Origin of the sequence: Novosphingobium oxfordense, from assembly GCF_044029435.1 — a bacterium.
Classification (GTDB): Bacteria; Pseudomonadota; Alphaproteobacteria; order Sphingomonadales; family Sphingomonadaceae; genus Novosphingobium.
The window spans coordinates 1,945,178-1,971,829 of the sequence record NZ_CP147005.1; the positions used below are offsets into that span (position 1 = coordinate 1,945,178).

Annotated in this window: 22 protein-coding genes and 1 tRNA gene; 11 read left to right on the forward strand and 12 right to left on the reverse strand. The window is 65.2% G+C overall.

From position 1 onward, the window contains the following. Nucleotides 1-112 precede the first annotated feature (112 nt). The 3 genes from WBP07_RS09035 to WBP07_RS09045 form a co-directional block, all read right to left on the reverse strand. Nucleotides 113-2,119 (reverse strand): site-specific integrase, encoded by a 2,007-nt coding sequence (locus WBP07_RS09035; protein WP_395395642.1) that lies wholly within the window; start codon nt 2,117-2,119, stop codon nt 113-115. A gap of 206 nt (nt 2,120-2,325) precedes the next feature. Continuing rightward, nucleotides 2,326-2,400, reverse strand: a tRNA-Gln gene (locus WBP07_RS09040). 119 nt (nt 2,401-2,519) lie between these two features. Further along, on the reverse strand, nt 2,520-3,596 hold the full coding sequence (locus WBP07_RS09045; protein WP_395395644.1) for a glycoside hydrolase family 76 protein: 1,077 nt from the start codon (nt 3,594-3,596) through the stop codon (nt 2,520-2,522). A 150-nt stretch (nt 3,597-3,746) separates the two neighbouring features. Here WBP07_RS09045 and WBP07_RS09050 point away from each other — a divergent pair, with 150 nt between their 5' ends. Further along, nucleotides 3,747-4,661: an SMP-30/gluconolactonase/LRE family protein gene (locus WBP07_RS09050; RefSeq protein WP_395395645.1), complete on the forward strand. Its 915-nt coding sequence runs from the start codon at nt 3,747-3,749 to the stop codon at nt 4,659-4,661. Here the strand turns inward: WBP07_RS09050 and WBP07_RS09055 are convergent. Together WBP07_RS09055 and WBP07_RS09060 are read right to left on the reverse strand one after the other, a co-directional pair. Next, complete coding sequence (locus WBP07_RS09055) at nt 4,658-5,167, reverse strand: nuclear transport factor 2 family protein (protein ID WP_395395647.1); 510 nt, start codon at nt 5,165-5,167, stop codon at nt 4,658-4,660. The two genes, WBP07_RS09050 and WBP07_RS09055, sit on opposite strands and share 4 nt — an antisense overlap. A gap of 13 nt (nt 5,168-5,180) precedes the next feature. Further along, on the reverse strand, nt 5,181-6,359 hold the full coding sequence (locus tag WBP07_RS09060) for a MaoC family dehydratase N-terminal domain-containing protein (RefSeq protein WP_395395649.1): 1,179 nt from the start codon (nt 6,357-6,359) through the stop codon (nt 5,181-5,183). Between the two features lie 248 nt (nt 6,360-6,607). Between WBP07_RS09060 and WBP07_RS09065 the strand changes: the two genes are divergently transcribed. From WBP07_RS09065 to WBP07_RS09085, 5 genes are all read left to right on the forward strand, one after another. After that, nucleotides 6,608-7,402, forward strand: a complete 795-nt coding sequence (locus WBP07_RS09065) for an SDR family oxidoreductase (protein WP_395395651.1) — start codon at nt 6,608-6,610, stop codon at nt 7,400-7,402. Between the two features lie 242 nt (nt 7,403-7,644). Then, nucleotides 7,645-8,223 (forward strand): HD family hydrolase, encoded by a 579-nt coding sequence (locus WBP07_RS09070; RefSeq protein WP_395395653.1) that lies wholly within the window; start codon nt 7,645-7,647, stop codon nt 8,221-8,223. A gap of 240 nt (nt 8,224-8,463) precedes the next feature. Next, entirely contained in the window at nt 8,464-10,218 is a 1,755-nt protein-coding gene (locus WBP07_RS09075) for a chloride channel protein (protein WP_395395655.1), read from the forward strand. 246 nt (nt 10,219-10,464) lie between these two features. Then, entirely contained in the window at nt 10,465-11,034 is a 570-nt protein-coding gene (locus WBP07_RS09080; protein ID WP_395395657.1) for a TetR/AcrR family transcriptional regulator, read from the forward strand. 25 nt (nt 11,035-11,059) lie between these two features. Continuing rightward, nucleotides 11,060-12,379, forward strand: a complete 1,320-nt coding sequence (locus tag WBP07_RS09085) for a glycoside hydrolase family 1 protein (RefSeq protein ID WP_395395659.1) — start codon at nt 11,060-11,062, stop codon at nt 12,377-12,379. A 221-nt stretch (nt 12,380-12,600) separates the two neighbouring features. Here the strand turns inward: WBP07_RS09085 and WBP07_RS09090 are convergent, their stop codons facing one another. Together WBP07_RS09090 and WBP07_RS09095 are read right to left on the reverse strand one after the other, a co-directional pair. Continuing rightward, nucleotides 12,601-13,350, reverse strand: coding sequence for an SDR family NAD(P)-dependent oxidoreductase (locus WBP07_RS09090; RefSeq protein WP_395395661.1), 750 nt, complete (start codon nt 13,348-13,350; stop codon nt 12,601-12,603). Nucleotides 13,351-13,400: 50 nt separating this feature from the next. After that, nucleotides 13,401-15,320: a CocE/NonD family hydrolase gene (locus WBP07_RS09095; RefSeq protein ID WP_395395663.1), complete on the reverse strand. Its 1,920-nt coding sequence runs from the start codon at nt 15,318-15,320 to the stop codon at nt 13,401-13,403. Between the two features lie 152 nt (nt 15,321-15,472). On the opposite strand from WBP07_RS09095, the gene WBP07_RS09100 reads away from it, so the two are divergent. Beyond that, nucleotides 15,473-17,281, forward strand: a complete 1,809-nt coding sequence (locus tag WBP07_RS09100) for a tetratricopeptide repeat protein (protein ID WP_395395665.1) — start codon at nt 15,473-15,475, stop codon at nt 17,279-17,281. Nucleotides 17,282-17,315: 34 nt separating this feature from the next. On the opposite strand, the gene WBP07_RS09105 is transcribed toward WBP07_RS09100, so the two are convergent. The 5 genes from WBP07_RS09105 to WBP07_RS09125 form a co-directional block, all read right to left on the reverse strand. Continuing rightward, on the reverse strand, nt 17,316-17,783 hold the full coding sequence (locus WBP07_RS09105) for a GNAT family N-acetyltransferase (RefSeq protein WP_395395667.1): 468 nt from the start codon (nt 17,781-17,783) through the stop codon (nt 17,316-17,318). Between the two features lie 64 nt (nt 17,784-17,847). Next, nucleotides 17,848-18,216 carry a hypothetical protein gene (locus WBP07_RS09110; RefSeq protein ID WP_395395669.1) on the reverse strand — a complete coding sequence of 123 codons (369 nt, stop codon included), beginning with the start codon at nt 18,214-18,216 and terminating at the stop codon, nt 17,848-17,850. 173 nt (nt 18,217-18,389) lie between these two features. After that, nucleotides 18,390-19,763 (reverse strand): class II 3-deoxy-7-phosphoheptulonate synthase, encoded by a 1,374-nt coding sequence (locus WBP07_RS09115; RefSeq protein ID WP_395395671.1) that lies wholly within the window; start codon nt 19,761-19,763, stop codon nt 18,390-18,392. 207 nt (nt 19,764-19,970) lie between these two features. Beyond that, nucleotides 19,971-20,789, reverse strand: a complete 819-nt coding sequence (locus WBP07_RS09120) for a ribonuclease E inhibitor RraB (RefSeq protein WP_395395673.1) — start codon at nt 20,787-20,789, stop codon at nt 19,971-19,973. Nucleotides 20,790-20,891: 102 nt separating this feature from the next. Beyond that, on the reverse strand, nt 20,892-23,954 hold the full coding sequence (locus WBP07_RS09125; RefSeq protein ID WP_395390674.1) for a M16 family metallopeptidase: 3,063 nt from the start codon (nt 23,952-23,954) through the stop codon (nt 20,892-20,894). Nucleotides 23,955-24,161: 207 nt separating this feature from the next. Here WBP07_RS09125 and WBP07_RS09130 point away from each other — a divergent pair, with 207 nt between their 5' ends. The 4 genes from WBP07_RS09130 (at nt 24,162) to WBP07_RS09145 (ending at nt 26,580) form a co-directional block, all read left to right on the forward strand. Further along, nucleotides 24,162-24,740, forward strand: coding sequence for a NifU family protein (locus tag WBP07_RS09130; protein ID WP_395390675.1), 579 nt, complete (start codon nt 24,162-24,164; stop codon nt 24,738-24,740). Nucleotides 24,741-24,767: 27 nt separating this feature from the next. After that, complete coding sequence (gene tsaB, locus WBP07_RS09135; RefSeq protein WP_395390677.1) at nt 24,768-25,460, forward strand: tRNA (adenosine(37)-N6)-threonylcarbamoyltransferase complex dimerization subunit type 1 TsaB; 693 nt, start codon at nt 24,768-24,770, stop codon at nt 25,458-25,460. A gap of 14 nt (nt 25,461-25,474) precedes the next feature. After that, on the forward strand, nt 25,475-25,957 hold the full coding sequence (locus tag WBP07_RS09140) for a GNAT family N-acetyltransferase (protein ID WP_395390678.1): 483 nt from the start codon (nt 25,475-25,477) through the stop codon (nt 25,955-25,957). Between the two features lie 176 nt (nt 25,958-26,133). After that, nucleotides 26,134-26,580 carry a MucR family transcriptional regulator gene (locus tag WBP07_RS09145; RefSeq protein WP_395390679.1) on the forward strand — a complete coding sequence of 149 codons (447 nt, stop codon included), beginning with the start codon at nt 26,134-26,136 and terminating at the stop codon, nt 26,578-26,580. Nucleotides 26,581-26,652: the final 72 nt, after the last annotated feature.

The following is a 26,652-nucleotide window of genomic DNA, read 5'->3' on the forward strand; positions in this document are numbered from 1 at the left end:
CCTCGGCGAGGATAATCTGCGTTCCAGTCCGTGATGCGAAAGGAAGGAAGGCTAGACGTTGCGGGAGCGTTCGCCCGCGCAGCAAGTCGAGGAGAGCGACGTGCGAGGGGCATCATTGTGCGCCTACCCTGCCCATGGGCAGCTGTGCACGCGATGATCTCCGGTTTCGGCTCTGCGTTGCAGCTGCGGCGCCACCGGCCCTGGTACTTCTGCGGTCGAATTTACCTGATCGCGAATCCGATCTGGATGTCTCGCACTGACAGGGCAGCCCGTTCGCGGTCCTTGGCGACCACCGTGCCTTGCAGAGCTTAACGCCAACCGGCTGCAAGTGGTCAGTCACTACGGGAATCTTGTTCACCACAGTCCGGAGTTTGGCCAATCGGGTGGCCTTCGAGTAACGGTCAGCCATCGGGTTGTCGCAGGCATGCCCCAGCAGGTCGCTGCGTTTTTCCTCGAAGACTTCGGCTGCCTTGAGTTCGGTTGAGACCATGTGCTGAAAAGCGTGCATGGCTTGGCCGCGCTTGAGGAAAGGCAACCGGCGGGCGATCTTCGACCAATACCGCTTGTAGTAGACATCGCCCATCTTCTGGCTCGCCGTCCCCGGCACGAGATCAGGAAACAACACCGCCTGCCCGTCGCGCCGGATCGCATCGGCATAATTGAGGAAACCCAGGCGGATGAGCTCGTCGGCGACGGGGATGATGCGCCTCGAGCGCGCCGTCTTGATCCCGCCGCTCTCCGTCTCCTCGACACGCAGGTAGGCGATGCCGGCTTCCTCGCCAATATCGGATACCATCAGCTTGGCGACCTCATCGCGGCGGGCGCCGGTGTACAGGGCTAGCAGCGGCACCCAGTAACCGGCGTCGTGCACGATGCGACTGCCAGGACGATCCCGGTGAAACAACGTGTCGAAGCCCATCCACGTGGGCAACGAAAACAGCATGCGCGCCTGCTCAATGGTGAAAGCATCGCGCTGCTCGCGGGCGTCATCGTCCTCTTCGATGAGGAAATCCGTCCAATCGAGCTCGGCCATCTGTGGAACCCGCTTCTGCACCCACGCGCACAGCGATCGCAGGAAACGGAAATGCCGGTTGGTGGTCTGGGGCATCAGCCCGATATCGTCTTCCGACAGCCTGCCCTGAACAACCTGCGCCTGCGCTTCAGCGGCAATCTCTTCCAGGCTCATCGTATCGTGCCGCGCGCTCTTGTGATGGCTGCGCGCAGGCAAGCGATCGAGCAGCGTCGCAAAACGATCGAGGTCGCCTTGCTGGAGCTGCCAGATCGGCCCTGGGCAGGCTTTGCCGAGGAGCATGACCGCGCTTTCGAACTGGCGCAGCGTTTTGGGGTCCCACGTTCGGCGCGCCTTTTTGAGCTTGGGGCTGGCACCGGCCCCCGCCTTGGGTTGGCTGGCTATATAGCGCTGACCGGCCTCCACTACACTGACCTGCGCCCACTCGGGCGACGGCCGGTCGAGCGGCGGCCTGACGTGGCGCTTGGCAGCCGCAATGCGGCCGCGAGCTGGAAGCCCACGCTCGGGCTGCGCAGGTTGGTACGGCGGCAACGCGCCGTTCGCAACAGCTGGCGGTATCGGGGTATCGGCGTGCTCGCCTCCCACCTCCGGCATCGCGGTATCGTCCTGATAGGCGGCCGCAGGTGACGACAGCCGAGCGCGAAACTCGGCGATGCCTGCTACGCGGGCTTCGTGGATCAGCTTGAGTACGGCGCGGCGCATGGCCTCGCCGTCGGCGAGCTCGAAATGGGCAATAACCTGGGACACTTCCGCATCCCACAGCGCCAATGTCTGATCGGTGACGGCAAGGCCTTCGGCAGCGAGGCGGGCGGACGATACGGCATTCGGCATGCGGCCGCTCACCAAGGACCGCGAGAAGCGCTCGATGCCATCGAACACGCTGCCGACGTGGATTTCGGGGTCGATATCGGCGGGGGTCGCGGCCAGGACGTCGAGATGCAGGGCTTCGAGCGAATCACGTTCGGCCAGCAGCCGACGGCGAAACAGCGCCTGGCGCTGCGCGAGAGGAAGCGGCGGGTCGGCCCGATCGAGACTGCGCAGCACGAAGTCGGCGGCACTGGACAAGTGGATCGCGCGCGATTTTGCCACTTCGAGTCTCCTCGTCAGCAAGCTCACAGCTATAAGGGGGCGCCGTCGGCAAAGCGGACTTGTTGGCGGAAGTAATAGACGGCGCCGCGGCGAAACAGCTGGGAACAGGTGTGCACGGGGACTTTCCCCTTTCATGGCTACCCGCGGCGGCTACTGGCCGAAATCCGCGGTCTGCCGCACTCCTATAACAGCGACTTAGTCTATACTGGCTGGGGCGGCAGGATTCGAACCTGCGAATGCCGGTACCAAAAACCGGTGCCTTACCACTTGGCGACGCCCCAGCAGGGATTGCGCGCTTAGCGGGTTCGCGGCGGCCTGAAAAGGGGCTTTGGAAGAAGTTTTCCGCAGGCAATCGATAATCTCGACATCTCAAACCATCGGCTCGAGCGAATCCCCGCGCTCAGGTGCCCGCGGCCAGCATCATCGCAATGCCCGACACTTGCGTCGCCGCGCCGGAGGTCGACGGCTCTCCCGCCCAATCGCTGTCGATCGCGCGCGTGCCGGACGCGCTCACGCGCCAGACCGAATCCGCATTCACGCGCGCCCATGCCACCAGTTCATTGCGTTCGGGGCCCTCACCCATGTCATCCAGCAAATGGCCCAGGTGGAACGCGAAAACGCCCTTGAAGCTCAACCCATCGGCGCCGATCGGAACCGGCTCCCTCAAAATGCCGTCCTGCGTCGACAGGCCGCGGGCGGTGGCCAGTGCCGTCTTCGCCGCGACGGCGCGGTAACGGGGATCGCCGGTGATCTTGGTCAGGTCGGTCAAACCGCCCAGCAGTACGCCCTGGTTGTACGTGAAGCGGGGCTGGCCATTGTTGCGACATGCTGCATCCAGACCGTCGTTCACCAGCCCATCGCTTCCGATCATCGACGATTGTTCGAACCACGACCAACCGCGCAAAGCCCAATCCCGGTAGCTTCCCTCCCCCGTCGCCAGAAACAGCTGAGTGGAGGCATAGATCATCAGTTCGTTGGTGATCGCGTTCTTGTAGCTCCGCGCCGGATCCCACCAGAGGCCGCCACCGCAGCGATCGTCCCAATAGGTGGTCACGATCCGCCGGTAAGTGGAGGTGGCGTAGTCCAGCAGGGCCGGATCGCCGTCCACCTGCCAGGCATGCACGCTGGCGATCACCGCCCAGAGGGCATCGTCGTTGAGGGCAAGCCCGGCGCGATTGCGAACGGCGGCGGCGATCTTGGGGCTCAGCCTGCGGTCGCCCGTGCGCCGCTCGTAATCGATCAGGGCATCGACGATGACGAACCGCTGCCAGCCGCCAACGCCGTTCCAGTCGGCAGGTTTGCCCCATTGTGCATCGAGATAGTCGACCGCCGTGCGCGCGCGGGCAGACCATGTCCTGTCTTCCGCATGGGCGGGCATCGCGCCCAGCCCCAGAACCGCGCCCGCGAGGAAACGGATGGCGTGGCTTCGTACTGCGGCGGTCGACTTCCGGCGCGTCAATCGCAGCATCGCGAACATTTCACTGGCACTTCCCTACCGATAGGCTTCGGCCGCACCGCTAACGGATTATAGCCGGGTTGTCTGCGTCTGCGAGTAAATGCACGCCAGCTTGACTCCCCTGCCAGTGGCTAACAAACTGACGAAAACAGCCGGAAGGCGGGAGAGAATATGAGCGGAGAGATCGGCAGCGCGGACATCCCGGCTGTATGCAACGCCATTGCGTCGGGCATCTATCTGGAAGGGCTTGGCATCGATCACGGCAGCGAGGTGATCTGGTATAGCGACGTGATCGCCGGCGGTATCCACGGCGTGAAACCGGATGGCACCGCCGTTAAGACGCTCAATCCGGAACGCATGTGGACGGGCGGTGTTTCCGTGAATGCCGATGGCCGCGTTCTGTCCAGCGGCCAGGGCGGGATCATGTGGAACGACCCGCAGAGCGGCCGCTCCGGCTGGTTGATCGCATCGATCGACCGCCAGCCGATCAACGGGATCAACGAGATGACTTCCGACGGCGCCGGCGGGATCATCTTCGGCACCATCGATATAGAGAGCGTCATCAAGGGCGCCGCACCGGCAAGCACCGCGATCTATCGCCTGTCGGTGGACCGCGAAGTCACTTTGCTTACCGAGGGGATCGGGTTCTCGAACGGCGTGATGTTCGATCCCGTCCGCCGCCGACTCTATTGCAACGACACCTTTCGCGGCGTGTGGGGCTTCGATGTCGCAGCCGATTTCACGCTGACGGGGCGGCAGTTCCTTCTCGACAAGGAAGACGCCGACGGCATGGCGCTGGACGCCGATGGAAACCTTTGGCTGACCGGGTTCCGCTCCAGCCACCTTGCCTGCCTCGCGCCCGATGGCCGCGAGTTGACGCGGCTGGAACTCGGACTGGGCTCGATCACGCAGATCCGCTTTGGCGGGTCTGACATGCGCGATCTCTATATCAATGCCGTGCCCGCCGATGGTGGGGATACGCTGAAGGAAGGCGGCGAGATTACCGCGCGCAATTCCCACCTCTACCGTACCCGCGCACCGGTAGCGGGGATGCGGATGGAGCCGCCTCGCTTCGCGCTGGGCTAAGGCGTTCGGTCCACAAGGAGGCCGATCCGGCCGCCGTCCGCCTCCTTGTGCAGCGCCACCAGGTCCAGCTTGAATTCAAGGTCTTCGCTGGGCGTCTGCACGCGCGAATTGCCGGTCCAGTAGATCACCCGGCAGGTCCGCCGCGCGATGCGCCAGCCCTGCCCGGTGCGGGTCCATTCGTCGTCGTAGTAACCGCTGCCGTCCCACACCGGCGGGTCGCCGGCTGCGTGACGGATCAGACGCCACTGGCCGTACGTCATCGAAAAGGCCCGGTCGCCCTCCACCCGAACGAGATGATTGCTCATCATGTGCTGGGTGGCATCGAACAGCGCGTGAAAGGCACCGAACGCGCCCTTGAACGCACCTAACTCGTCCCAGCAGGAACCGGGGCCGTAATCGACCGCCGCGTCGTGCGTGAAGATCTGATCGAACAGATCCCAACGCCGGGTATCCATGGCGAGCCCGTAGAGGTTCAGCCGTTCGACGATGTCCTCCCGGTCCGCCATGGTGCCCTCTCCCTTACAGCGGCAGCGAAACGGTGGCGGTGCCCTTCAGTATCGTCGCCCCGTCCTGCGTGGTCATCCGCGTTTCCACCATGACCACCGGCATGCCGAATTCGCTGGTCTCCTGCTTGTCGACCACGGTGGCGTCCACATAAGTCACGTCGCCTTCGAAAGCGGGGCTGCGGAACTGGGTTTTCGAGTGCCAGATATAGCCCTCATGCCCCGCCCAATAGGCCACCGTGTCGAGGTGCCAGGCGTTCATCGACGATCCGTAGCCATAGGCGCCGCCCATGCCGACCTTCTCGGCCTTTTCGGGGTTGATATGGCCGGAACTGGGGCCGTGGAACAGGCCGTCCGCCTGGCGCGGGTCGATCTTGCGGGCCTCGAAATCGTAGGTCATGTCGCCGCCGAAGCCGGCATCTTCCTGCGCCGGATCGTGCACGCCCTCCGGCGCGTTCCAGCGCCAGGTGCCCCAGATGTTCTGCCGATGTGCGCGGCATTCCAGCGCGAACGTTACGCGGCTGTGCGGCCCGATCACGCGGCGCGGCAGCGTGTCGCCCACGTTCACCGCACCCCAGCGCGGCGAGATCCCCTCGCGGCCCGACTTGATCCAGTCCAGCCGGACTTTCGCCACTTCGTCCAGTTCCGCCTTGGTCCAGAGCTTCGGCGCGCGGTTCTCCTTGTCGTAGACCTTGCGCTTGTTCGCCTCCTCCACGAGGTAGCGGATCGACGTCGCCCGTTCCTTGGCGACCAGCGCGCCGTGCTGGTTGCGGTGCACGGTATCCCCATCGGCGAACATCGTCGGCCCGGCGAAGCCCGTTTCGGCAATGCGATAGCCGGCAAACGTGCGCTCCTGCGTCAGCTTGTCTCCGGGGCGGACGGGGTTGCCGTAGAACCACCATTCCTCACCCGCGAAGATCAGGTGCGATCCCGGAATCCGGCCCACGCATGAGGGGTGGCAACCGTGGCCATAGTCCATCGCCACCGTAAAGCTCTGCGGTGCGACGATGCCACCGAACTTGCTGGCGCGGGCGAAGTTCTCGTCCCAATGCAACGGGTTCGCATAATCCATCGCCTGCGCCCAGCGGCGGATATCGGTCGCGTTGCAGGGGTCCCAGAACTCCGCGAAGATGACGGGCTTGCCCACCCACTTGTCGACATCGCTGGTGTCCAGCACCACATCGCCTTCGGCCATTATCTCTCTCCCGCGTTCTCGTTTGCACCACGGTCTTCCACTGCGCATCGCCGCGCGCCTGACCGAAGGTGCGGCGGCATCGGCAATCGGCGCAAGCGCCCCCGGCAATCGGCGCAAGCGCGGCGAAGACGAAGCACGCCAATGCGTGGGAGCGATACTTGCCGCCCCCGCGCATTCTCCCCGCGCGGCGTCGTGCAAAGTTGCGCTAGCGCTTGGCGCAAATACGAATCGCGGGAGAATGCTTCGCCATGAAAATCAACGACACGCTGGCCGCCGTGGTCACTGGCGGCGCATCGGGCCTTGGCCGGGCGAGTGCCAAGGCGCTGGCCGATGCCGGCGTGAAAGTGGCGATCTTCGACATCAGCGAGGAAGCCGGCGAAGCCTTCGCGGCCGAAATCGGCGGTGTGTTCTGCAAAGTGAACATCATGGACGAGGACAGCGTGGAGGCCGGCTTCGCCAAGGCCCGCGCCGCCCACGGACAGGAACGCGTGGTCGTCCACTGTGCCGTGGTTGCCGGTGGCGGCAAGACTGTCTCTTTCGACAAGACCACCGGCGGCTTCAAGCGCATGGCCACCGAACAGATCGCCAAGACGGCGGAAGGCGTGTTCACCGCCTCCTACCGCGTCGCCTCGATCGCCGCGCTGGGCATGGCGAATGCCGATCCGCTGAATGAGGATGGCGAGCGGGGCTGCATCATTTTCACCTCCTCCGCCGCATCGCAAGACGGGCAGATCGGCCAGGTCGCCTATGGTGGCGGCAAGGGCGCGGTGAATGCGATGGTGCTGCCGATGGCGCGCGACCTGATGGACCTGGGCATCCGCGTCAACGCCATCCTGCCCGGCACTTTCGCCACCCCGCCGATGCTGCGGGTGAAGGAAATGAACGAGGCGGTCTACGAGGGCTTGGGAAAGGCCGTGCCCTTCCCCAAGCGCCTGGGCAACCCGGACGAATTCGCCTCGCTGGTGCTGGAACTGGTGCGCAACACCTACTTCAACGGCCAGTGCATCCGTCTGGACGGCGGCATTCGCATGCCGCCGAAGTGATCGGCATTTTCCATTCCTTGATCTGACAATACTCCGTCATCCCCGCGAAGGCGGGGGCCCCGCTTTCCTTTCGCCACGCTCGCAAAGAACAAGCGGGATCCCCGCCTTCGCGGGGATGACGGGGAGATTTGGGTGAGGTGATGTTGGAACGGCCTCCCCCGCTTGAGCCCTCTCTACCCGCTTGAGAATCGCCCGCCGAACCTCCAGAGCGACCATCCGGTCGGCAAAGGAGGCAGCGGGCAATGCAGAACGTCATCGATTTCGTGATGGAGCTGGACCGGCTGAAGGCCGTCACCCGCAAGGTGAAGCCGGTCGGGCTGGACCGCTACGAAAACTCGGCAGAGCATAGCTGGCAGATCGCCCTCTTCGCCGTGGCACTGGCGCCTTACGCCTCCGGCACGCCGGACATCGGCCGCGTCATGGCCATGCTCCTGGTCCACGACATCGGCGAAATCGAGACCGGCGACGTCATGGTGTTCTTCGAAGAAGGCCTAGCGGACCGCAAGAAAGCCGAACGCGCCGCCATCGACCGCATCTTCGGCATCCTGCCCGATGCCGAGGCGGACTATCTGCGCGGTTTGTGGATCGAGTTCGAGGAAGAGCAGACCGTCGAGGCCCAGTTCGCCCACGCCATCGACCGCGCCATGCCCGCCCTGCTGAACTTGCGCAACGAAGGCCAGAGCTGGCGTGAGAACGGCATCAGCCATGCGCGCGTGGTGAAGCGGCTGAAGGCCCAGATCAGCCTCGGCGCGCCAGCCTTGTGGGACTATCTGGAGCGAGAGCTGGCCGCGGCGGATGCAAAGGGCTGGTTCGGGGCCTGAGCCTTGTCAGTTCCTCCCCTGCAAGGGGAGGTGGCAGCCCGCAGGGCTGACGGAGGGATGTAACCGGTTCAGCCGCGCACGACCGAGAGGCTGACACCCCTCCACCCCCAGTTCAGAATAAACGGGGGGCGGTCCCCCTCCCCTTGCAGGGGAGGAACTTGCCCCCCTCACCCCCAAATTCCTCCTTTTCTCCCAACACCCGCCTTGACTCTCCCCCGCGCTGAGGCCCAATCGGCGGCGATGCGACGTCCCGCCGTCAATGCCCTCAAAGCCCTGATCGTCCGCCAGCGCCGACGCATGCGCGAAAGCGAACTGGCGTTCATCCTGCTCGCCGTCGGCGCCGGCATCGCCGCCGGATGGCTGACCAACCTGCAGGGCTTTCTGGCGCACGGCATCCAGCAACTGCTCTACGGCGTCACCGGCAACCGGCTGAGCGCCATCGGCGAAATCCGCCACCCGATCCGCCTGCTGGCACTGCCGCTGGGCGGGCTGGTCTTGATCGGCATCGCCTATCTGCTGCGCCGCCGCCGCCGCGCGCCGATCGACGTGGTGGAGGCGAACGCGCTGCACAGCGGGCGGATTCCGTTCATCGACAACCTGATCATCTCCGCCCAGACCATCGTTTCCAACGGCGCGGGCGCCTCCGTCGGGCTGGAGGCGGCCTATGCGCAGATGGGCGGCGGCGTCGCCTCGGTGTTGGGCCAATGGTTCAAGCTGCGCCGCGCGGACATGCGCACGCTGGTCGGCGCAGGCGCGGGCGCGGCGGTGGGCGCGGCGTTCGGCGCGCCCCTGGCCGGTGCGTTCTATGCGTTCGAGATCGTGATCGGCACTTATACGCCGGCGGCGATCGCCCCGGTCATCGCGGCTGCACTGGGCGCCGCGTTCATCACCCGGCAACTGGGCGTCGAACCCTATCTGATCGCGGCATCGAGCACGCGCGCGCTGACCACGCCGGACTACTTCATCTACGCCATCCTCGGCCTCGCCTGCGCGCTGGTAGGCATTCTGGTGATGCGGCTGGTCACGTTCATCGAGATCCACGTCCAGAAATGGACCCGCATCGCCCGCTGGCGGCCGTTAATCGGCGGGTTGCTGCTGATGCCGCTGGCATGGATTTCGCCGCAGTCGCTTTCGGCCGGACATGGCGCGATGCACCTCAATCTGGAGATGCAGCCGGCGATCCAGTTCCTGCTGATGGTGCTGGCGGTGAAGATCGCGGCCTCCGTCATCTCGCTCAGCTTCGGGTTTCGCGGCGGGTTGTTCTTCGCCTCGCTGTTCCTGGGTTCGCTGGTCGGGCTGATCTTTGCGGACGCGGTGCAGATGCTGCCCTTCGGCATCGAACTGGACCCCACGCAGTCGGCCCTCGTCGGCATGGCGGGCGTGGCCGTGTCCATCGTCGGCGGGCCGATGACGCTGGCGCTGCTGATCCTGGAAACTACGCACGACTTTGCGCTGATGGGCGTGGTGCTGACCGCCTCGCTCGTCTCCAGCGCCTTCACGCGGGAGACGTTCGGCTACTCGTTCTCCACCTGGCGGCTGCACATTCGCGGCTCGATCATCCGCTCCCCGCGCGATATCGGCTGGATGCTCAGCCTCACCGCCGGGCGGATCATGCGCACGGACTGGGTTTCGGCACCGGCCGACCTGCCGCTGTCCGAATTCCGCGCGCGCGTGCCGCTGGGGTCTGCCAGCAAGGCGATCCTGCTGGATGCGGAGGACCGCTATGCAGGCATCGTCACCACGGCAGCGGCATGGAATCCCAACCTCGATCCCGAGACCGAGGTAGGCACTTTGGCGACGCTGGTGGACACCACCCTTGCCCCGGCGACCGACATCCGCGCGATGATCAAGGCTTTCGACATTGCGGTGGCCGATGAACTGGCAGTCGTGGACGGCGTGGGCAAAGTGGTCGGCGTGGTGACCGAGCGCCATGCAAGGCGGCGGTACTTCGAGGAAATCGAGGCTTCCCAGCGGGAACTGTTCGGCGAGAGTTGAAGCAGCACCGGCTCCTCCCCTGCAAGGGGAGGTGGCAGCCCGCAGGGCTGACGGAGGGGTGTCACCGACTTGGTAGTACGCCACGCCGAGAGCGTTACACCCCTCCACCACCCTTCGGGCGGTCCCCCTCCCCTTGCAGGGGAGGATCTGACGCCCGCTTCGCCCCGGCGATGCCTTCCCACCCCCGCTTCCCGCGCCTCGCCGATCCGCTTACCTAGCACTCACTAGGTAACGAAAGAGCCCGCCATGCGCACCCGCATGAACCGCGAAGACCGCCGCGCTGCCATCCTCGACACGGCCATCGCCGTGATCGGCGAACGCGGGTTCCACGGCTTCTCGATCCGCGACCTGGCAATGCGCTGCGCGATGACCGATGCTGGGCTGCTCCATCACTTCGGCTCCAAGACCGACCTGCTGCTGGCCGTGCTGGACCATCGCGACGCACAGGACGAGGAGGCCATCGCCGCCCTGTTCCCGGCCGATGCCCCTCCCCGCACCCGTGCGGAAGTGCTGCGCGTGTTCGCCGCCGTCGTCGCGCGCAATGCGGAGCGGCCGGAACTGGTACGGCTCTACGCGATGCTGCGGGTGGAGGCCCTGGCGCCCGATCACCCCGCCCACGCCTACTTCACCACGCGCGACCGGCTCGCCCGCCGGCGCTTCGCCGAAATTCTCGGCCCCTTGAGCGACAGCCCCGACCGGCTCGCCCGGCAGGTGGTTTCGGCGATGGACGGCTTGGAATTGCAATGGCTTCAGGAGGATCGGGCCTTCGACCTCATGGCAAGCTGGAACGAAACCGCCGACCGGCTGATCGCATAAGCCGGCGCGAAACAGGGAGAGAGTAATGGACCGCAGAACGATGCTGGCCTCTGGGTTGGCCGCCACCGGCGCCGCAGCCGCGCTCGCCACGCCGGCGGGCAAGGCGATGGCGGCAGTGCCTAAGGGCTTTCCCAAGGGCTTCCGCTGGGGCACCGCCAGCGCAGCGCATCAGGTGGAGGGCAACAACACGCTGAGCGACCTCTGGCTGGTCGAGCAAGTGAAGCCCACGATGTTCATGGAGCCTTCGGGCGATGCCAACAACTCGTTCGAACTCTGGCCGCGCGACCTCGATCTGGTGAAGCAGATGGGGCTGGATACCTATCGCTTCTCGATCGAATGGGCCCGGATCGAGCCGCGCCCGGGCGTGTTCTCGATCGCCATGCTCGATCACTATGCGCGGATGATCGAGGGCTGCCACGAGCGCGGGCTGACGCCGATGGTGACGTTCAACCACTTCACCCTGCCCCGCTGGTTCGCGGCGCAAGGCGGGTGGACGCAGCAGGACGCGGCCGACCTGTTCGCCCGCTATTGCGACAAGGCGGCGCGGCGGCTGGCGGCGGGCATGGGCTATGCCACCACGCTGAACGAGCCGAACATGATCCACCTGGTGGACAAGGGCCTGCCGCCGCAGATGGCCGGCATGGTGAAAGCGATGAATCAGGCGGCCGGGGCGGCCTGCGGAGCGGCCAATTTCAAGAACGGCATGCTGCCCGAGCATGACGATATTCCGCTGCTGGAAACGAACATGCTGGCCGCGCACAAGGCCGGACGCGCCGCAATCAAGGCCGTGCGGGGCGACCTGCCGGTGGGCGTCAGCCTGACCATGAGCGACGATCAGGCCGTGGGCGAAAACTCGCAGCGCGATGCCATCCGCAAGCAGTTCTACGGCGCCTGGCTGGAACTCGCCAAGCAAGACGATTTCATCGGCGTGCAGAACTACGCCCGCGCCATCTGGAATGCGCAAGGGCAGGTCCAGCCGCCGGCGGACACCCCGCGCAACCAGATGGGCACGGAGATCTACCCCGCCTCGCTTGCCGGTGCGGTGCGTTATGCGCACGAGGCGACCGGGCGGCCGGTGATGGTCACCGAACATGGCATCGGCATCGAGGACGACGCCGTGCGTGCGAAGTTCATCCCGGAGGCGCTGGCGGGGCTGCAACAGGCGATTGCCGATGGCGTGCCGGTACTGGGCTATGTCCACTGGACCCTGGCGGACAACTTCGAATGGGTGTTCGGCTTCAAGCACAAGTACGGCTTGTGCTCGGTCGACCGCGCGACATTTGCCCGCACGCCCAAGCCGAGCGCGGCCGTGCTGGGGGCGATTGCGAAGCGGAATGCGGTTTGAGGGGATGAGCGGCTGATAAGCTCGATATCAGGGCAAACGGTAACACCACAAACTTCGTCGCCCCCGCGAAGGCGGGGGCCCCGCTTACTTGCGTGCGCGCTCAAGCTCGCAAAGAAGAAGCGGGATCCCCGCCTTCGCGGGGATGACGGGGATATTGGGTGGTGATCCAGGCTATCGGCTCGGTCTGCGCTAGGGCCGCCAATCCGCCGGTCGACTCTCCCCTAAGTCACCGTAAACCCGCCATCGACGGCGAGCACCTGATTGGTCACCTTCCGCGCCATCGGCGTCGCGAAGTAGAGCACGGCAGAGGCGATGTCTTCCGGCGTGCAGTGGCCCAGCGGCGGCACGCGATTACCGGGGCCCACGGGCGGCGGTCCCTCGGCATGGATCGCGCCGGGGGTGCCGACGCCGCCCGGCAGCACGGTGTTGACGGTGATGCCATGCGCCGCAAGCTCGAACGCCGCACTGGTGGTCAGCGCCGCCAGCGCGCCTTTGCTGGCCATGTAGGCGGCCAGACCCTGCACGAACTGACCGACCAGCCCGGAAGAGGCGCAGTTGACCACGCGGCCGCCCTCTCCGCCCTCTATCATCATGCGCGCCACTTCGCGGATCATCAGGAACGGCGCGCGCGCGTTGATCGTCTCGATCCGCTGCCAATGCGCAGACGTGCCGTCCAGCAGCATTTCGCGGTGCTGGAGTCCGGCGTTGTTCACCAGCAGCCACGGCGTTCCGTGCCGCCTGCCCACTTCCGCGCAGGCGGCGACGATGGAGCCCTCATCGGCCAGGTCCACCGGCACCGCGTCCACGGCCGCGCCGGCGTCGATCTGCGCGCGGGCCCCGGCCTCATCCCGGTCGAGGATAACCACCCGCGCTCCGGCGGACGACAGCACCGCGCAGATGCCCGCGCCGATCCCGCTGGCGCCGCCGGTCACGAGCGCAAGGCGCCCCGAAAGGTCGAAAGGTCCGCTCATGATCGTCTCCCGGTGTCTTTTCTGTCCACCGGGAGACGATCCGATAAGCGTCAGTCCCCGGCGATCGGCAGCCAGACCGCGCTGGCCGCGTCGCCGCCATACTGCACGGTCTCCGTGGCCTTCACATAGTCCTTCGGCATCGCCTCCATGATGGACGGCACCCAGGACTGCGGGTTGCGGTCATAGAGCGGGAACAGGCTGGACTGTACCTGCACCATGATCTTGTGGCCCGGCAGGAACACGTGATCGACGTTCGGCAGCGACCACTGGAAGGTATAGCCCTTGCCCGGCTCCAGCGGCTGCGGCTTGTCGAACCCATGGACGTAACGGCCGCGGAAGATCTCGATGCCGATGCCCAGCTGATAGCCGGCCAGTTCCGGATTGGCCGAGTTTTCCTGCGGGTAGACGTCGATCAGCTTCACCACATAGTCGCTGTCCTGCCCGGTGGTGCTGGCATGGAGTTCCACCTTGGGCGCGCCCATGATGTGCACCGGCTTGTCCAGCACGCCGGTGGTGTAGCTGAGCACGTCCGGACGGCCATCGACGAAGCGCTGATCGTGCACCAGCCAGGTGCGCCATTCGTCGCCCTGCATGTGGACCGGGCGCGGCAGCATCGGCACCGGCTTGGCCGGATCGGAGACATAGCTGTCGCTGCCCGAGGTCGGCTTCGCCCACGAAAGGCCGTAGTTCCCCGCCAGATAGAGCGGAGTGTAGTTCCCCGCCGGCCACTTCTGCGAAACTTCCCAGCGGTCCACGCCGCTGGCGTAAGTCAGCACCGGCGGCGTATCGCATTTCGGTGCGTCGGTCTTCAGGTGACAGTCGAAGAACGGCTTCATGTAGCGCTGGCGGAACTGCTTGCCGGTATCGCCTTCCCACTTCAGCGGGCCAAGCTCACGCGCTTCGTAGTTCACTTGCGAATGGCGCCAGGGGCCGATCGCGAGGCTCACCATGTCGTTGTTCGTATCCTGCGGCTCCAGCGCCTTGTAGACCGCCGGGGCGCCATAGCTGTCTTCCTGGTCCCACTGACCGACGACCAGCATGGTCGGCACGGTCAGCTTGCGCGCGGCCAGCAGCTTGTCCACCGCCTGACCCTGCCACCATGCGTCATAGCTGGGATGTTCCAGCACCTTGCGCACCACCGGCAACTGCGTGAGGCCATAGGCCTTAGCGTATTCCCCCGCCGAACCGGCTTCCAGATAGGCCTGGTATTCGTCGCCCGTACCCTTTGGCACCGCGCCGCCACCCTTCTTCACTGTCTGGCCCAGATCGTAATCGAAGCCGAACATGCGGAAGGCGCCGTTGTGGAACCAGTCGTCGCCCATCCAGCCATCGACCATCGGGCTCTGCGGCACCGAGGCCTTCAGCGCCGGATGCGGATCGATCAGCGCCATCAGCGAGGTGAAACCGAGGTACGACGATCCGGTGATGCCCACCTTGCCGTTGCTTTCCTTCACGTTCTTCACCAGCCAGTCGATGGTATCGTAGGTGTCGGTGGCGTGATCGACCTTGGTGGGGTTAAGCGGCCCACGCAGCGGCCGGTTCATCACGTAATCGCCTTCGGACCCGTCCAGCCCGCGCACGTCCTGATAGACGCGGATATAGCCATCGTTCACGAAATCCGCGTCCGCGACCGGCAGGATCTCCTCGATCTTCTGGCTGCGGTTGCGGCTGGTCATCTTGTCGGCATTGTAGGGCGTGCGGCTGAGCAGGATCGGCCCGTCATGCGTGCCCTTGCGCATGACGATCACGGTGTAGAGCTTCTTGCCGTCGCGCATCGGGATCATCACCACACGGCGGATGTAATCCGCCTGCGGGCGCACCCAGTCGTACGCGGCGACCTGCTCGTTCGCCATGGTGTCGGTGTGCGTGGGCGCATCCTGCGCGGAAAGCTGCGCTGCGGCAACAGCGAGCGGCGCGACTGCGAGGATGGCGGCGACCTTGAGGGCTTTTGGCCGAATGTTTTTTGTCATGGGCGCGATTGGTGGCCTGTGCATTTCCAGCGGTCAAGCGTGAAGCGGAAAGGACTTGCGGTAAGACCGCTCCCAATCGGTGCCATAACTGTCTTATTCCCATAAAATCGGTATGTTACGCTGTCTGTTCCGGATAGTGGGGACGGGATTGAATGATGGACAGGGCTGGGCGCGAGACGGGAACGCAAGCTGGCACGGGAATCGCGCGGCGCCGCCGAAAATGGGGTGCGCTTGCATGGACCGCCCTCTCCATCTGCCTCGCCGCCCCCGCATCGGCCCAGCCGTCAGCGCGCGACCGTCCGCACACCGGATCGAGCGACATCGTCGTCAAGGCGCCCGGCGAGGCGCCCGCTCAGGAGAAAGCCGATTGGAAGCGTGCCGAGACCGACCACGTTACGGTCTTCAGCACCGGCGGCGAGGACGAGCTTCGCCGGGTCGCCAGCGATCTGGAACAGCTTCACCGCCTGATGGCCCGCCTCTACCTTCAGGGCTCTTCTGAAGGCAAAGCCTTGAAGATGCAGGTGATCTTGATGGATTCGCGCGACAGCTTCCAGGCAATGGGATTGCGGGACCTGCGATCGCAGGAAGGGCCCTTCCCCCGCCCCTTTGCCCAGCAGCACTATTACGATCCGCGCGAAAGTGGGGATGTGCTCGTCATCGCCCGCAGCGACCAGACGATCGATCTCAACACCAGCCGCCGGTTCTCCAGCGATTGTGACGCGCTGTCCGCCGAGGGGGCGGACTTCTGCACGACCGCACCGCGACAGCTACCGCTTATCCGGCCATGGGAAGCGATCCTGGCCGGCGCTTTCGCGCAGCATTTCATGGTAACCTACCTGCCCGCCGCCTATCCGCGCTGGTATCTCGACGGGATCGGCGCGCTGTTTTCCTCGGTAGACATCAAGCGCAGCGGTGCCATCGACTATGCCGCGCCGCCGGCAGGCTATCGGGATGTCTACAAGTCCTATGGCTATCCGCAGATCACCGATATCCTCACCGGGCGCTATCTCGGTGAAGCGGATGGAGCGCAAGGCTGGTCGCCCTACACCGCGTGGCTGATGACCCATTTTTTCGTTTTCTCGAAGACGAAGGGGGAGCGGTACGACCAGTTCCAGCGTTACATGGCCGCGATCCGGCGTGGAACCCCGCCGGCAGAGGCCGCCGCCAATTTCGGCGACATGCCCGCGCTGCAGCGAGAGATAGTCGGATATGCCGGACATGACGTTGCCTATTCGCATGCAAAGGCGCCGGATACGCCGCCTCCTGCCCCCGTAGTCACCGCCCTGTCGCCTGCAGCGGCGGCATTGGTGACGGCGCGGGCCGAACTGGACTCGCGCCTTTCCTCCTTCGCCTCAGGTGACGAAGCGGGCGGGCAGGAAACCGGCCGGGATCGCTGGCTGGCGCGCCTGCATGAACTGACCGAACGATACCCGACCGATGCCGATGCGCAGCTCTTTGCAGCGGAAGCGGAATGTCGCAGCGGCCGCATTGCGGAATGCCTTGGCAGCGCCGAGCGCGTGCTGTCTTCGGCGCCGGACGATGCCAGTGCTCTGACATGGAAAGGCATCGCCCTTGCCGACCAGGCGATCGTCGGCCCCGCAAGCGCACGACCGGCCCGGCTGGCAGAGGCGCGCAAGACGATCGAGCGGGCCATAGCGCTGGACAGCCAGGCGCCCTTGCCCGCGATCGCCTATTTCGAGAGTTTCGTCGGGGCCAACGAGCCCGTTCCGGAAAGTGCCATGCAGGCCATGGCCCTGGCCATCCAGCGCGTGCCTGCGGCCCCAGCCCCGCGCCTCGATCTGGGCCGCGAACTGATCCGCGAAGGCGAGCAGGAACTGGCGCGAGAGGTTCTGGCGCCGGTGCTCTACGGTGCCTACGATTCCCCCGAGCGCAAGGCCGCGCAGACCCTGTTCGCCACCGCGCCGGCAAATGCCGCCCATCCGTCCACCAGCGCGCCTTGAAGCGCTGGCGGCGCTTCACCGGGATGAGATCGCCTTACCGCAGCCGCAGGCCCAGAAACGAAGTGCCGGGGATCGGATTCAACGCGACGGGTTCGGCAGGCTCGAACCCGAAGCCTTCGTAGAGCCGCCTCGCCTGCGCGAACTCCGCCAGCACGTCGAGGCGGATTTCGCGATAACCGGCCTCCCGCGCTTCGGCGATCAGGCGCTCGACCAGTCGATGGCCAAGCCGCTCGCCTCGCGCGGACGGGCGGACGTAGAGCCGCTTCATCTCGCAGATGTCCGCGCTGACTTTGCGCAAGGCGATGCAGCCGACCACACCGCCGTCACGGTCGGCCAGCAACAGGCGCCCTTCCGGCGCGGCATATTTCCCCGGCAGGTCCGCGAACTCGGCATCGTTGCCCTGATAGTCGAGGCTGACGCTGGGGCTGGCGACATATTCGCGCCAGATATCCAGCACGGCGGCGGCATCTTCGGGAAAGCATGCGGGACGGATCGCGATCATGCCCGCTCCCTCACCGCCGATTGTGGCGACAAATGGGCCATGCGACCGGCAATGCGGCCGTCTGCTATCCGTTGGGGCCGACGCCGCGGGTCATTTGCGATCGCTCGATATTCATCCGGTCCTCGCGCTTCTGCGCGTCCCACTGGCTTTTCGTGAGGCAGACCTTCTTCACTTTCAGGCGCGATCCGATTTCGCGGATCATCTCGCATCGTATCGGGTCGGCCTGATCGATCGCCGAGGCAGAGGCAGCCGGTTGCGGTTTATCCCCCTGCACGACGATGGGAGGCGTAAGCGGAGGCGTGGGCGCGGGCGTGGGCGTGGGAGCGGTCTGGGCTTCCTGCGCCAGCGCCGAGCCAGCCGTCAGGATCAGGCTGGCCTGGGCCAAGCCGACCAGAGCAAGAGCCCCAGCAACACGTCGCGCAAAAACCGCCATCGCCCCAGCCTCTCCATGCGCGCGGGCTTTCCACCCGAACAATATCCGGGAAAATCTACGACAACATCGTCGGACCGGCAAGTTCAGGGCACCACCGGACAAGCAAACGGGCAGGAGAGCGATGGCTCCCCTGCCCGTTCATATCTGGCTTCAGGCTTTCCCGAAGCAGCGGATCAGGCAGCCTGCTTCTGGCGCTCCGTCGCTTCGAGGTTGAGCAGATCGGCGATCTCGAAAGCGAGTTCGATCGACTGCGCACCGTTGAGGCGCGGGTCGCAATGCGTGTGGTAACGGTCCTTCAGCGCCTCGTCCGTGATGGCGATGGCGCCGCCGGTGCATTCGGTCACGTCCTGCCCGGTCATCTCGATATGGATGCCGCCGGCGTGGGTGCCCTCTGCACGGTGAACCGCGAAGAAGCCGCGCACTTCGGCCAGGATGCGGTCGAACGGACGGGTCTTGAAGCCGGTGTCGGTCTTGATGACGTTGCCGTGCATCGGATCGCACGACCACACCACCGGGTGACCTTCGGCCTTCACCGCGCGCACCAGCTTGGGCAGACCCGCTTCCACCTTGTCATAGCCATAGCGGCTGATCAGCGTCATGCGGCCCGGCTCGCGCGCCGGGTTCAGCGTATCGAGCATGCGCAGCAGCGCGTCGGACTCAAGGCTGGGGCCGCACTTCATGCCGATCGGATTGCCGACGCCGCGCAGGTATTCGACATGGGCTGAACCTTCGAAGCGGGTGCGATCGCCGATCCACAGCATGTGGGCCGAACAGTCGTACCAGTCGCCCGTCAGCGAATCGCGGCGGGTCAGCGCTTCCTCGTAAGGAAGCAGCAGCGCTTCATGGCTGGTGTAGAAGTCGGTGCCCTGAAGCTGCGGGACCGAGGTCGGATCCACGCCGCAGGCGGCCATGAAGTCCAGCGCCTCACCAATGCGGTCCGCCATCAGCGAGAACTTCTCGCCCCAGGGGCTGCGGTTGATGTGTTCCATCGTCCACTGGTGGACCTGGCGCAGGTTCGCATAGCCGCCATGCGCGAAGGCGCGCAGCAGGTTCAGCGTGGACGAAGACTGCGCATAGGCGCGCAGCATGCGCTCCGGATCGTTGCGACGCGCATCGGCGTTGCCCTCGATGCCGTTGATGATGTCGCCGAAGTAGCTGGGCATCTCGACGCCATCGACCATCTCGGTCGGCGCCGAGCGCGGCTTGGCGAACTGGCCCGCCATGCGGCCCAGCTTCACGACCGGCTGCTTGCTGGCGAAAGTCAGCACCACCGCCATCTGCAGCAGCACACGGAAGGAATCGCGGATATTATCGGCGCTGAATTCGGCGAAGCTCTCCGCACAGTCCCCGCCCTGGAGCAGGAAACCGCGACCGGCAGCGACTTCGGCGAGATCCGCCTTCAGAGCACGCGCTTCGCCCGCAAAGACCAGCGGCGGAAACTTTGCAAGCGTGGCCTCAACCTCGCCCAGCTTCTCCGCATCGCCGTATACCGGAAGATGGCGGGCTTCCTGAGCCTTCCAGCTATCCGGGGTCCAATTGCTAGCCACGTCACGTACTCCTGGCGGTTCCTTCGCCTTCTCTCCCCGCGCCACATGCATGGGGCCAAACCGGCAAGAACCGCAAACAAGGGGCGCGCCATAGCCGCTCCAAGCAATTTTTGCAAAGCCGGTTTAGCCGATCAGCGTGATCGATTGCGCCGCAGCACCGGGGCGATGGGTAAGATTGTTACAGAACGAACGCCTGCAAGGGAATTTTCAGGGTGCCGAGGCGGGTCTGACCACGCGGGTTTCCCATCCGTCGTACTCTACTCCGGCGCGATCTGCCGCTTCGACGAGGCTTGGCGTGATAGACCGAAACTCGGCCAGATCGATGGCCATATTCCGGGACAACACCACGCCTGCCGGGTCCTTCAGGGCATGATCGACGGTGAAACCCTTGGGCTTCAGATAGGCCGCGAGAGAGGCAATGCCCTGCTTGTCTCCGTAGAACCAGAAATCGGTCTTGCGCGGCACACGCCCATCATCGCCCTTTTGCTGCAAAATGGCGATGATGGATTGATCACCGTTCAATTGACGCTCCAATGCCGTCGGCGTGATCAGCGCAATCAGCGATCGGCGGTCCGCCACCGCAGAAGCGTCGCAAGAAAAGCCTGGAACGGACATGCCGCGAACAATTGCGTTCAGGTCGATGGGCGCACGGTGAGCGTAGAAGGTGCGACGCTGACCGTCACCAGTCACACTGGCTACATGCACCCCGCCTGCGTCTATCAACCCGCGCTCACTGGCCAGTCGGTCTTCCAACGCATAGAGGCGATCCGTGCCTTGCGGCATGCCATTTTCGTTCATGTTGTCAGCGTCGGCACGACAGCTTACCGCAGTGACCAGCCCCTCGCGCAGTAGCTTGTCGCCCTCTGCATTGCCCGTGCGCGCCAAGACAACCAACGGGAGGCCATTTGCCCCCGCCCGTTCATAGACAACCCATGCCTCGCCCGTACCGGTATCGTCAGCCTCGGCCTGCGCAGCCTGCGGCACTGCCAAGGCTCCCACCAACAGGGATACAACCTTCCTGAACATTCGAGCCCCCCCGCCCATTTAAAGAATATAACAATAGCCGCCCACCGATGGCGGGCGGCTATTCAAATTGGCGCCGTCCCCTGCTGGCAGACGGTCACGCGTTCAGCGCTTGGCGACCGTGCCGGAGCTTTTGCCTTCCGGCATCACCTCAAGCCGCCAGGACTTGTCCTTGCCCAGATAGCGCGCGGCAAGTTCCTGCATCTGTTGCGGGGTCACCTTGGTATAGTCGTTGAGGATCGTCCGCACCGTGCCGAAGCGTGAGGGGTCGTAGGTGGCGCCCTCCAGCTGGCTCATGAAGAAGGCCGTGCTCGATGCGGCGCGGGTCACCTGCTGGCGCATCGGCTCCGTCACCAGCGCCAGTTCCTCGGCACTGGGCGGGTTGGCGATCAGGTTCTCGGCAATCTCGTCGGCGGTCTGGAAAAACACCGTGGCCGACTTGGGATCGATCTGCGCCATCGCAGTGATCGAGCCGCCGGTGTTCATGTCCACCGGCCACTGCGAATAGACGTAAGGCGAATAAGCCACGCCCAGCTTCTCACGCACGGCGTCGAGCAGGCGGTTGGTGAAGAGCTGCGTCAGCACTTCCAGCTTGCGCGATTCGCTGATGCCCATGGCACCGCCGCCGGTCGGCCACGATATCACGGCCGCCGCCTGATCGGGGTCGCCATGATGGTGCAGCACGATCGGCACGTCGGATGGCTTGGGCACTTGCACGTCGGCGGCGGGCACGATCGGTGCCGGGCTGCGCGGCTTCAGCGCGCCGAACGTCTTTTCCAGCGCGGCGGTGGCGGCCGCCTTGTCGAAATCGCCGTAGATCTGCACTTCCACCGGACCGCTGGCCAGCGCCTTGCTCCACACCGTCTTGAAGCCCTTGGCAGTGGTGCCGGCCAATTGCGCAGGGGTGGGCGTGGCGAAGCGAGGGTCCTGCCCGCGCTGGTAGAACGCCAGATCACGGTTCAACACGCCCTGCGGCGACGTGGAGAAGGTATCGTACTGGATCTTCGCGGCGGCCTTGGCACGGGCGAACGGGCTGGGGTCCCAGCGCGGCAGGTCCAGCTTGGCTGCGAAGAGGTAGAGCTGATCCGCCAGATCCTGCGGGCGCGTTTCGGCGGTGAAGACGAACGAGGCGTCCTGCGTGCTGAAATCGAAGCCCATCTTGCGGCCGGTGGAAATCCGGTCGAGGTCTTCCTGGCCCAGTGTGGCAAGGCCGGACCCCACCAGTGCATAGTCCGCCAGGCCGAGATAGGGCGCATCCTTGGGCGAGAACGAGCGCGTGCCGCCGCCGAAACGCACCTTCACGGTGACGCGGCCGGGCTCTTCCTGCACCGGCCAGAGCAGGACCTTCACGCCATTGGCGAAGTCCAGCTGCTCGATATCCAGCAGGCCGGTCGGCTTGTCGGAAACCGCCTTCTGCGGCTTGCCGATGGCGGGCAGCGTATCGAACGAGACCGGCGGCGCATTGCTGGCAGTGCGGGTCGCCGCATCGGGCTTCACCGGCTCCATCAGCGCAAGGCGCAGCGCATCGTCGGTGACGACGCCCGGCTTCTGCGTGGTGAACAGCGCGCGGGTAACCGTGCCGGAGAACAGCTGCTGGGTATGTTCCAGCACCTTCGCCGGGGTGAACAGCGGCTTCGATTCACGGAAGATGTTCAGCACGTCTTCCGGACCGGCTACCGTCTCGCGGATATCGAGGGCATTGACCATGTCGTCCGCCAGCTTCGATCCCGGCAGGATGCGGCGCTGTTCGACGGGGACCTGGAAGCTGACGTCCAGCTCGGCCACTTCGCGGTCGATTTCCGCCTGCGTGGGCGGATGGGTCAGGGCATCGGCGATCACCGCGCGCACATCGCGCAGCGCAGCCTTCCAATCATCTCCCAGCGGGGTAATCGAAACGAAGGTGGCATCGGCGGAGCGGGAGACGTCCTGCTGATCGACCGAGGCGGAGAGATAGCTGCCCCCTGCCCGCGCGCGGGTTTCCAGACGGCGGTTGATCACGGCCTGGGCGATGGCATCCACCATCAGGCCCTGGTTGTAGGCGATATTGTCCGTCACCTGGCGCCACGGACGCAGCGTGGCGTAGAGCAGCGAAGGCGGCAGGTCCGGCTCCACCAGCACGCGCGTCTCGCCCACCGGGTTCTTCGGATCGGCATCGGCCGGGGCTGCCGGATCGCCGAAGCTGGGCGCGGTGGCCAGCGCGCCGTTGGCCTTCCAGTCGGAGAACCACTTCTTCACGTAGTTTTCCAGCGTCGCCGGATCGGCGTCACCCGCCACGATCACGGCCACATTGTCCGGACGATACCAGCGCGAATAGAAGGCGCGCACGCTTTGCGGGGTGGCCGCGGTCAGCGTCTCCACCGTGCCGATCGGCTCCCGCTGGGCCAGCGGCTGGCCGGCGTAGAGCACCTGCTGCATCGCCTGCTGCACGCGCTTCGAGGCACCGCCGCGCTCGCGCATTTCGGCCATGACGATCGGCAGGTCCTGCTTCAGGTTCGATGCCGAAAGTGCCGGCGCGGTGACCATGCCGCTCATCAGCTTGAACGTCTCGTCCAGCGAAGTGGGCGTGGCGTTGGGCAGGTCCAGCTTGAACACGGTCTGCGTGGTGGAGGTTACCGCATTGGTGTCGCTGCCGAACGTCGCGCCCAGGCGCTGGAAGGCGGCGATCGCGGTGCCTTCGGGAATGTACTTCGATTCGCGGAACAGCATGTGTTCCAGCAAGTGGGCATAGCCGCGCTCCGAATCGGTTTCGTAGAGCGAACCGGCATCGACGCGGATACGGATCGAAACCTGCCCCGGCGGCACTCCGTTGCGGCGCACGGCGTACTTCAGGCCGTTCGACAGTTCGCCGAAGTGCCATTCCTTGTCATGCGGGATGTCGCTGCCGCGATAGAGCCAGGGGTCGGCGTCACCCGCCAGCGGCTCATCCTCGCCGGATTGCTTGACCACCACCGGCAGCGGGCGCTGCGCCGGCGCCGTGGCGGGACGGCCGGCCTGCTTCTTTCCGTTCTGGACCGCCTTCTGGGCCGGCTTCGGCGCGTCCGCAGCGGCACCGTCCTTTGCGGCGTTCGCCGTGGTTCCGGCAAACGCCGGTGCAAGAAAAGGCTGCGGGAGCGGGGCCAGAAGCAGCAAGGCGGCGAGCGAGCGTGCGGCGCGCGAAGTAGTGGTCATCGCGGTGGGTATAAGACGGGCATCCCTTAAGGGCCAGTGAATAGAGATACCCCCGGAAACGCGCCATTAGAACACTTTCCGACCAATCCGCGTCGCCACGTTTGCGTCCGGCGAGTACTTTAGTTGCAGTCTACGCCAGTCGTTTGCCTCATTCCGGCAGCAGTGTGGACTTGACCGGAGGCCCACTCCTCCTACATCGCGAGAACCATGTACATCGAAACCGAAGCCACGCCGAACCCCGCCACGCTGAAATTCCTGCCCGGCCGGCAGGTAATGCCCGCAGGCACGCGCGAATTCACCTCGCCCGAGGCGGCCGAAGCCTCGCCGCTGGCGCAGGCCCTGTTCGATCTGGGCGACGTTACCGGCGTGTTCTTCGGCGAGCATTTCGTTTCGGTCACCGCCGCGCCCGGCGTGGAATGGTCCGATCTGAAGCCGCAGGTCGTCTCCGTCCTGCTCGATCACTTCGTATCGCAGGCCCCGCTGTTCGCGGGCGGCACCGCCAGCGGCTTCTCCGTCCCGCCCGAGGAAGAGGTGGACTATGGCGAGGATCCGGCCGATGCCGACATCGTGGAGCAGATCAAGGACCTGATCGAAACCCGCGTGCGCCCCGCCGTCGCCAACGACGGCGGCGACATCGTCTATCGCGGCTTCCGCGATGGCGTGGTCTACCTTGCGATGCAGGGCGCCTGCTCTGGCTGCCCCTCCTCCACCGCGACGCTGAAGCACGGGATCGAAAGCCTGCTGAAGCACTACGTTCCCGAAGTCACCGAAGTCCGCGCCGCCTGATCCCGCCGATCCTGACCCAACGATATCGTGACCGCATCCGCCGATAGCCGCGCACTGGACCTTCCTGGCCTTACTCTCGCGATAGACAGCGCAACGGAGGCCTGCTCGGTCGCGCTGTTCCGGGATGGCGAACTGATCGCAGGCGATTACCGCATGCTGGGCCGCGGCCATGCCGAGGCACTGGTGCCGATGATCGCCGCCCTGCCCGATCGCGGCCGAGCCGCCCGCATTGCCGTGGCGCTGGGCCCCGGCAGCTTTACCGGCGTGCGCGTGGGCCTTGCCGCCGCGCGCGCGCTGGCACTGGCCTGGGGCGCCGAAGTCCTGGGCTACCCAACGATGGCCCTGATCGCGGCGATGGCCCGCAATGAGCGTGGCAAGGTGCCCGTGGCCGTGGCCATGACGGGCGGCCACGGCGAATGGTTCACCGAAGGCTTCGACGGCATCGGCGCGGTCACCCGCCCCCTCGCCTCGATGCGCCCCGATGCGGCGGCTGCGGCCAGCGCGGAAACGGTCGTCGCCGGCACCCAGGCCGAGGCGCTGGTCGCCGCGCGCGGCACTGGTGAGGCATTCGCCATCTGGCCCGACGCCCGCCGCCTTGCGCTGCTGCCCGCCGATGCCCTGACGCACGAGGCACATCCGCTTTACGGCCGCGCGCCCGACGCCAAGCCAATGGCCGCCGCCACAACCATTCCCGCCGAAACCATTCCCGGAGCCAGGTAATGAAGGGAGCGCCCATGCTGGACGATCTCGACCGCATCATGGATGTAATGGCGGCCGCATTCGATCCGGCATGGGGCGAGGCGTGGAATCGCCGCCAGGTAGATGACGCGCTTGCCATCGGGAATTGCCACTACTGCCTGCTGACGCCGCAAGGCCTTCCCGTTGGCGAAGGAGATGAAGCGGCAGGATTTTCTCTTTCCCGCACCGGATACGAAGAAGAAGAACTGCTTCTTCTTGCAGTAAAGCCCGAATACCGGCGCCTTGGACTTGGCCGAACCTTGCTGGATGCGCTGCGTCTTGCCGCATCGGCGCGCGGCGCAAATCGACTCCTGCTGGAAATGAGGAAAGGCAACCCTGCCGGCTTCCTTTATTCCGGATTCGGCTTCTATCCTATTGGTGAGCGCAAGGAATACTATCGCTTGCCCAATGGCGAACGCATCGATGCGATCACCTTCGCTTGTGACATTTGCGACAAGATTACGGCCAACTTGCCCTGATGTAACAACCAATCCGGTACTATTCACGCTGGATTAACGGCAAACAGTTATGAGAACTGGTAACCATCGGGGAATCACCTTGTATTCTCCCAGCGAATGGTTCATGGCGACTTTCGACCGAGAAACGCTTCCGGCGTCCGGTCCATCAGGTCGCAAAAATAAAAGGTCGTAAGAATATGGAAACTATCCAGGCTGACGCCAACGAGACTCTCATCACGCTTACTTCTGACATCGTGGCAGCACATGTCAGCAACAACAGCGTCGGCGTCGAGGACCTGCCCTCGCTGATCACCAATGTCTATGGCGCCCTTGCCGGTCTCGGCACCGCACCCGTAGTCGAAGAAGAAAAGCCTGAGCCCGCCGTTTCGGTGCGCGCTTCGGTGAAGCCCGACTACATCGTGTGCCTTGAAGACGGCAAGAAGCTGAAGATGCTGAAGCGCCACCTGATGACGCACTACAACATGACGCCGGAAGAATATCGCGCGCGCTGGAACCTGCCCGCCGACTATCCGATGGTTGCCCCCAACTACGCCGAAAAGCGTCGCGAACTGGCCAAGAAAATCGGCCTGGGCCGCAAGCCCAACGCGCGCCGTGGCCGCAAGCCGAAGACCGCCGCCGCCTGAGCGACGGCGCCCTGAGGCCGCTTGGTTGCCGTCTGGCACCGCAAAAACATCCCTTCGCGGCATCGCCAAGGG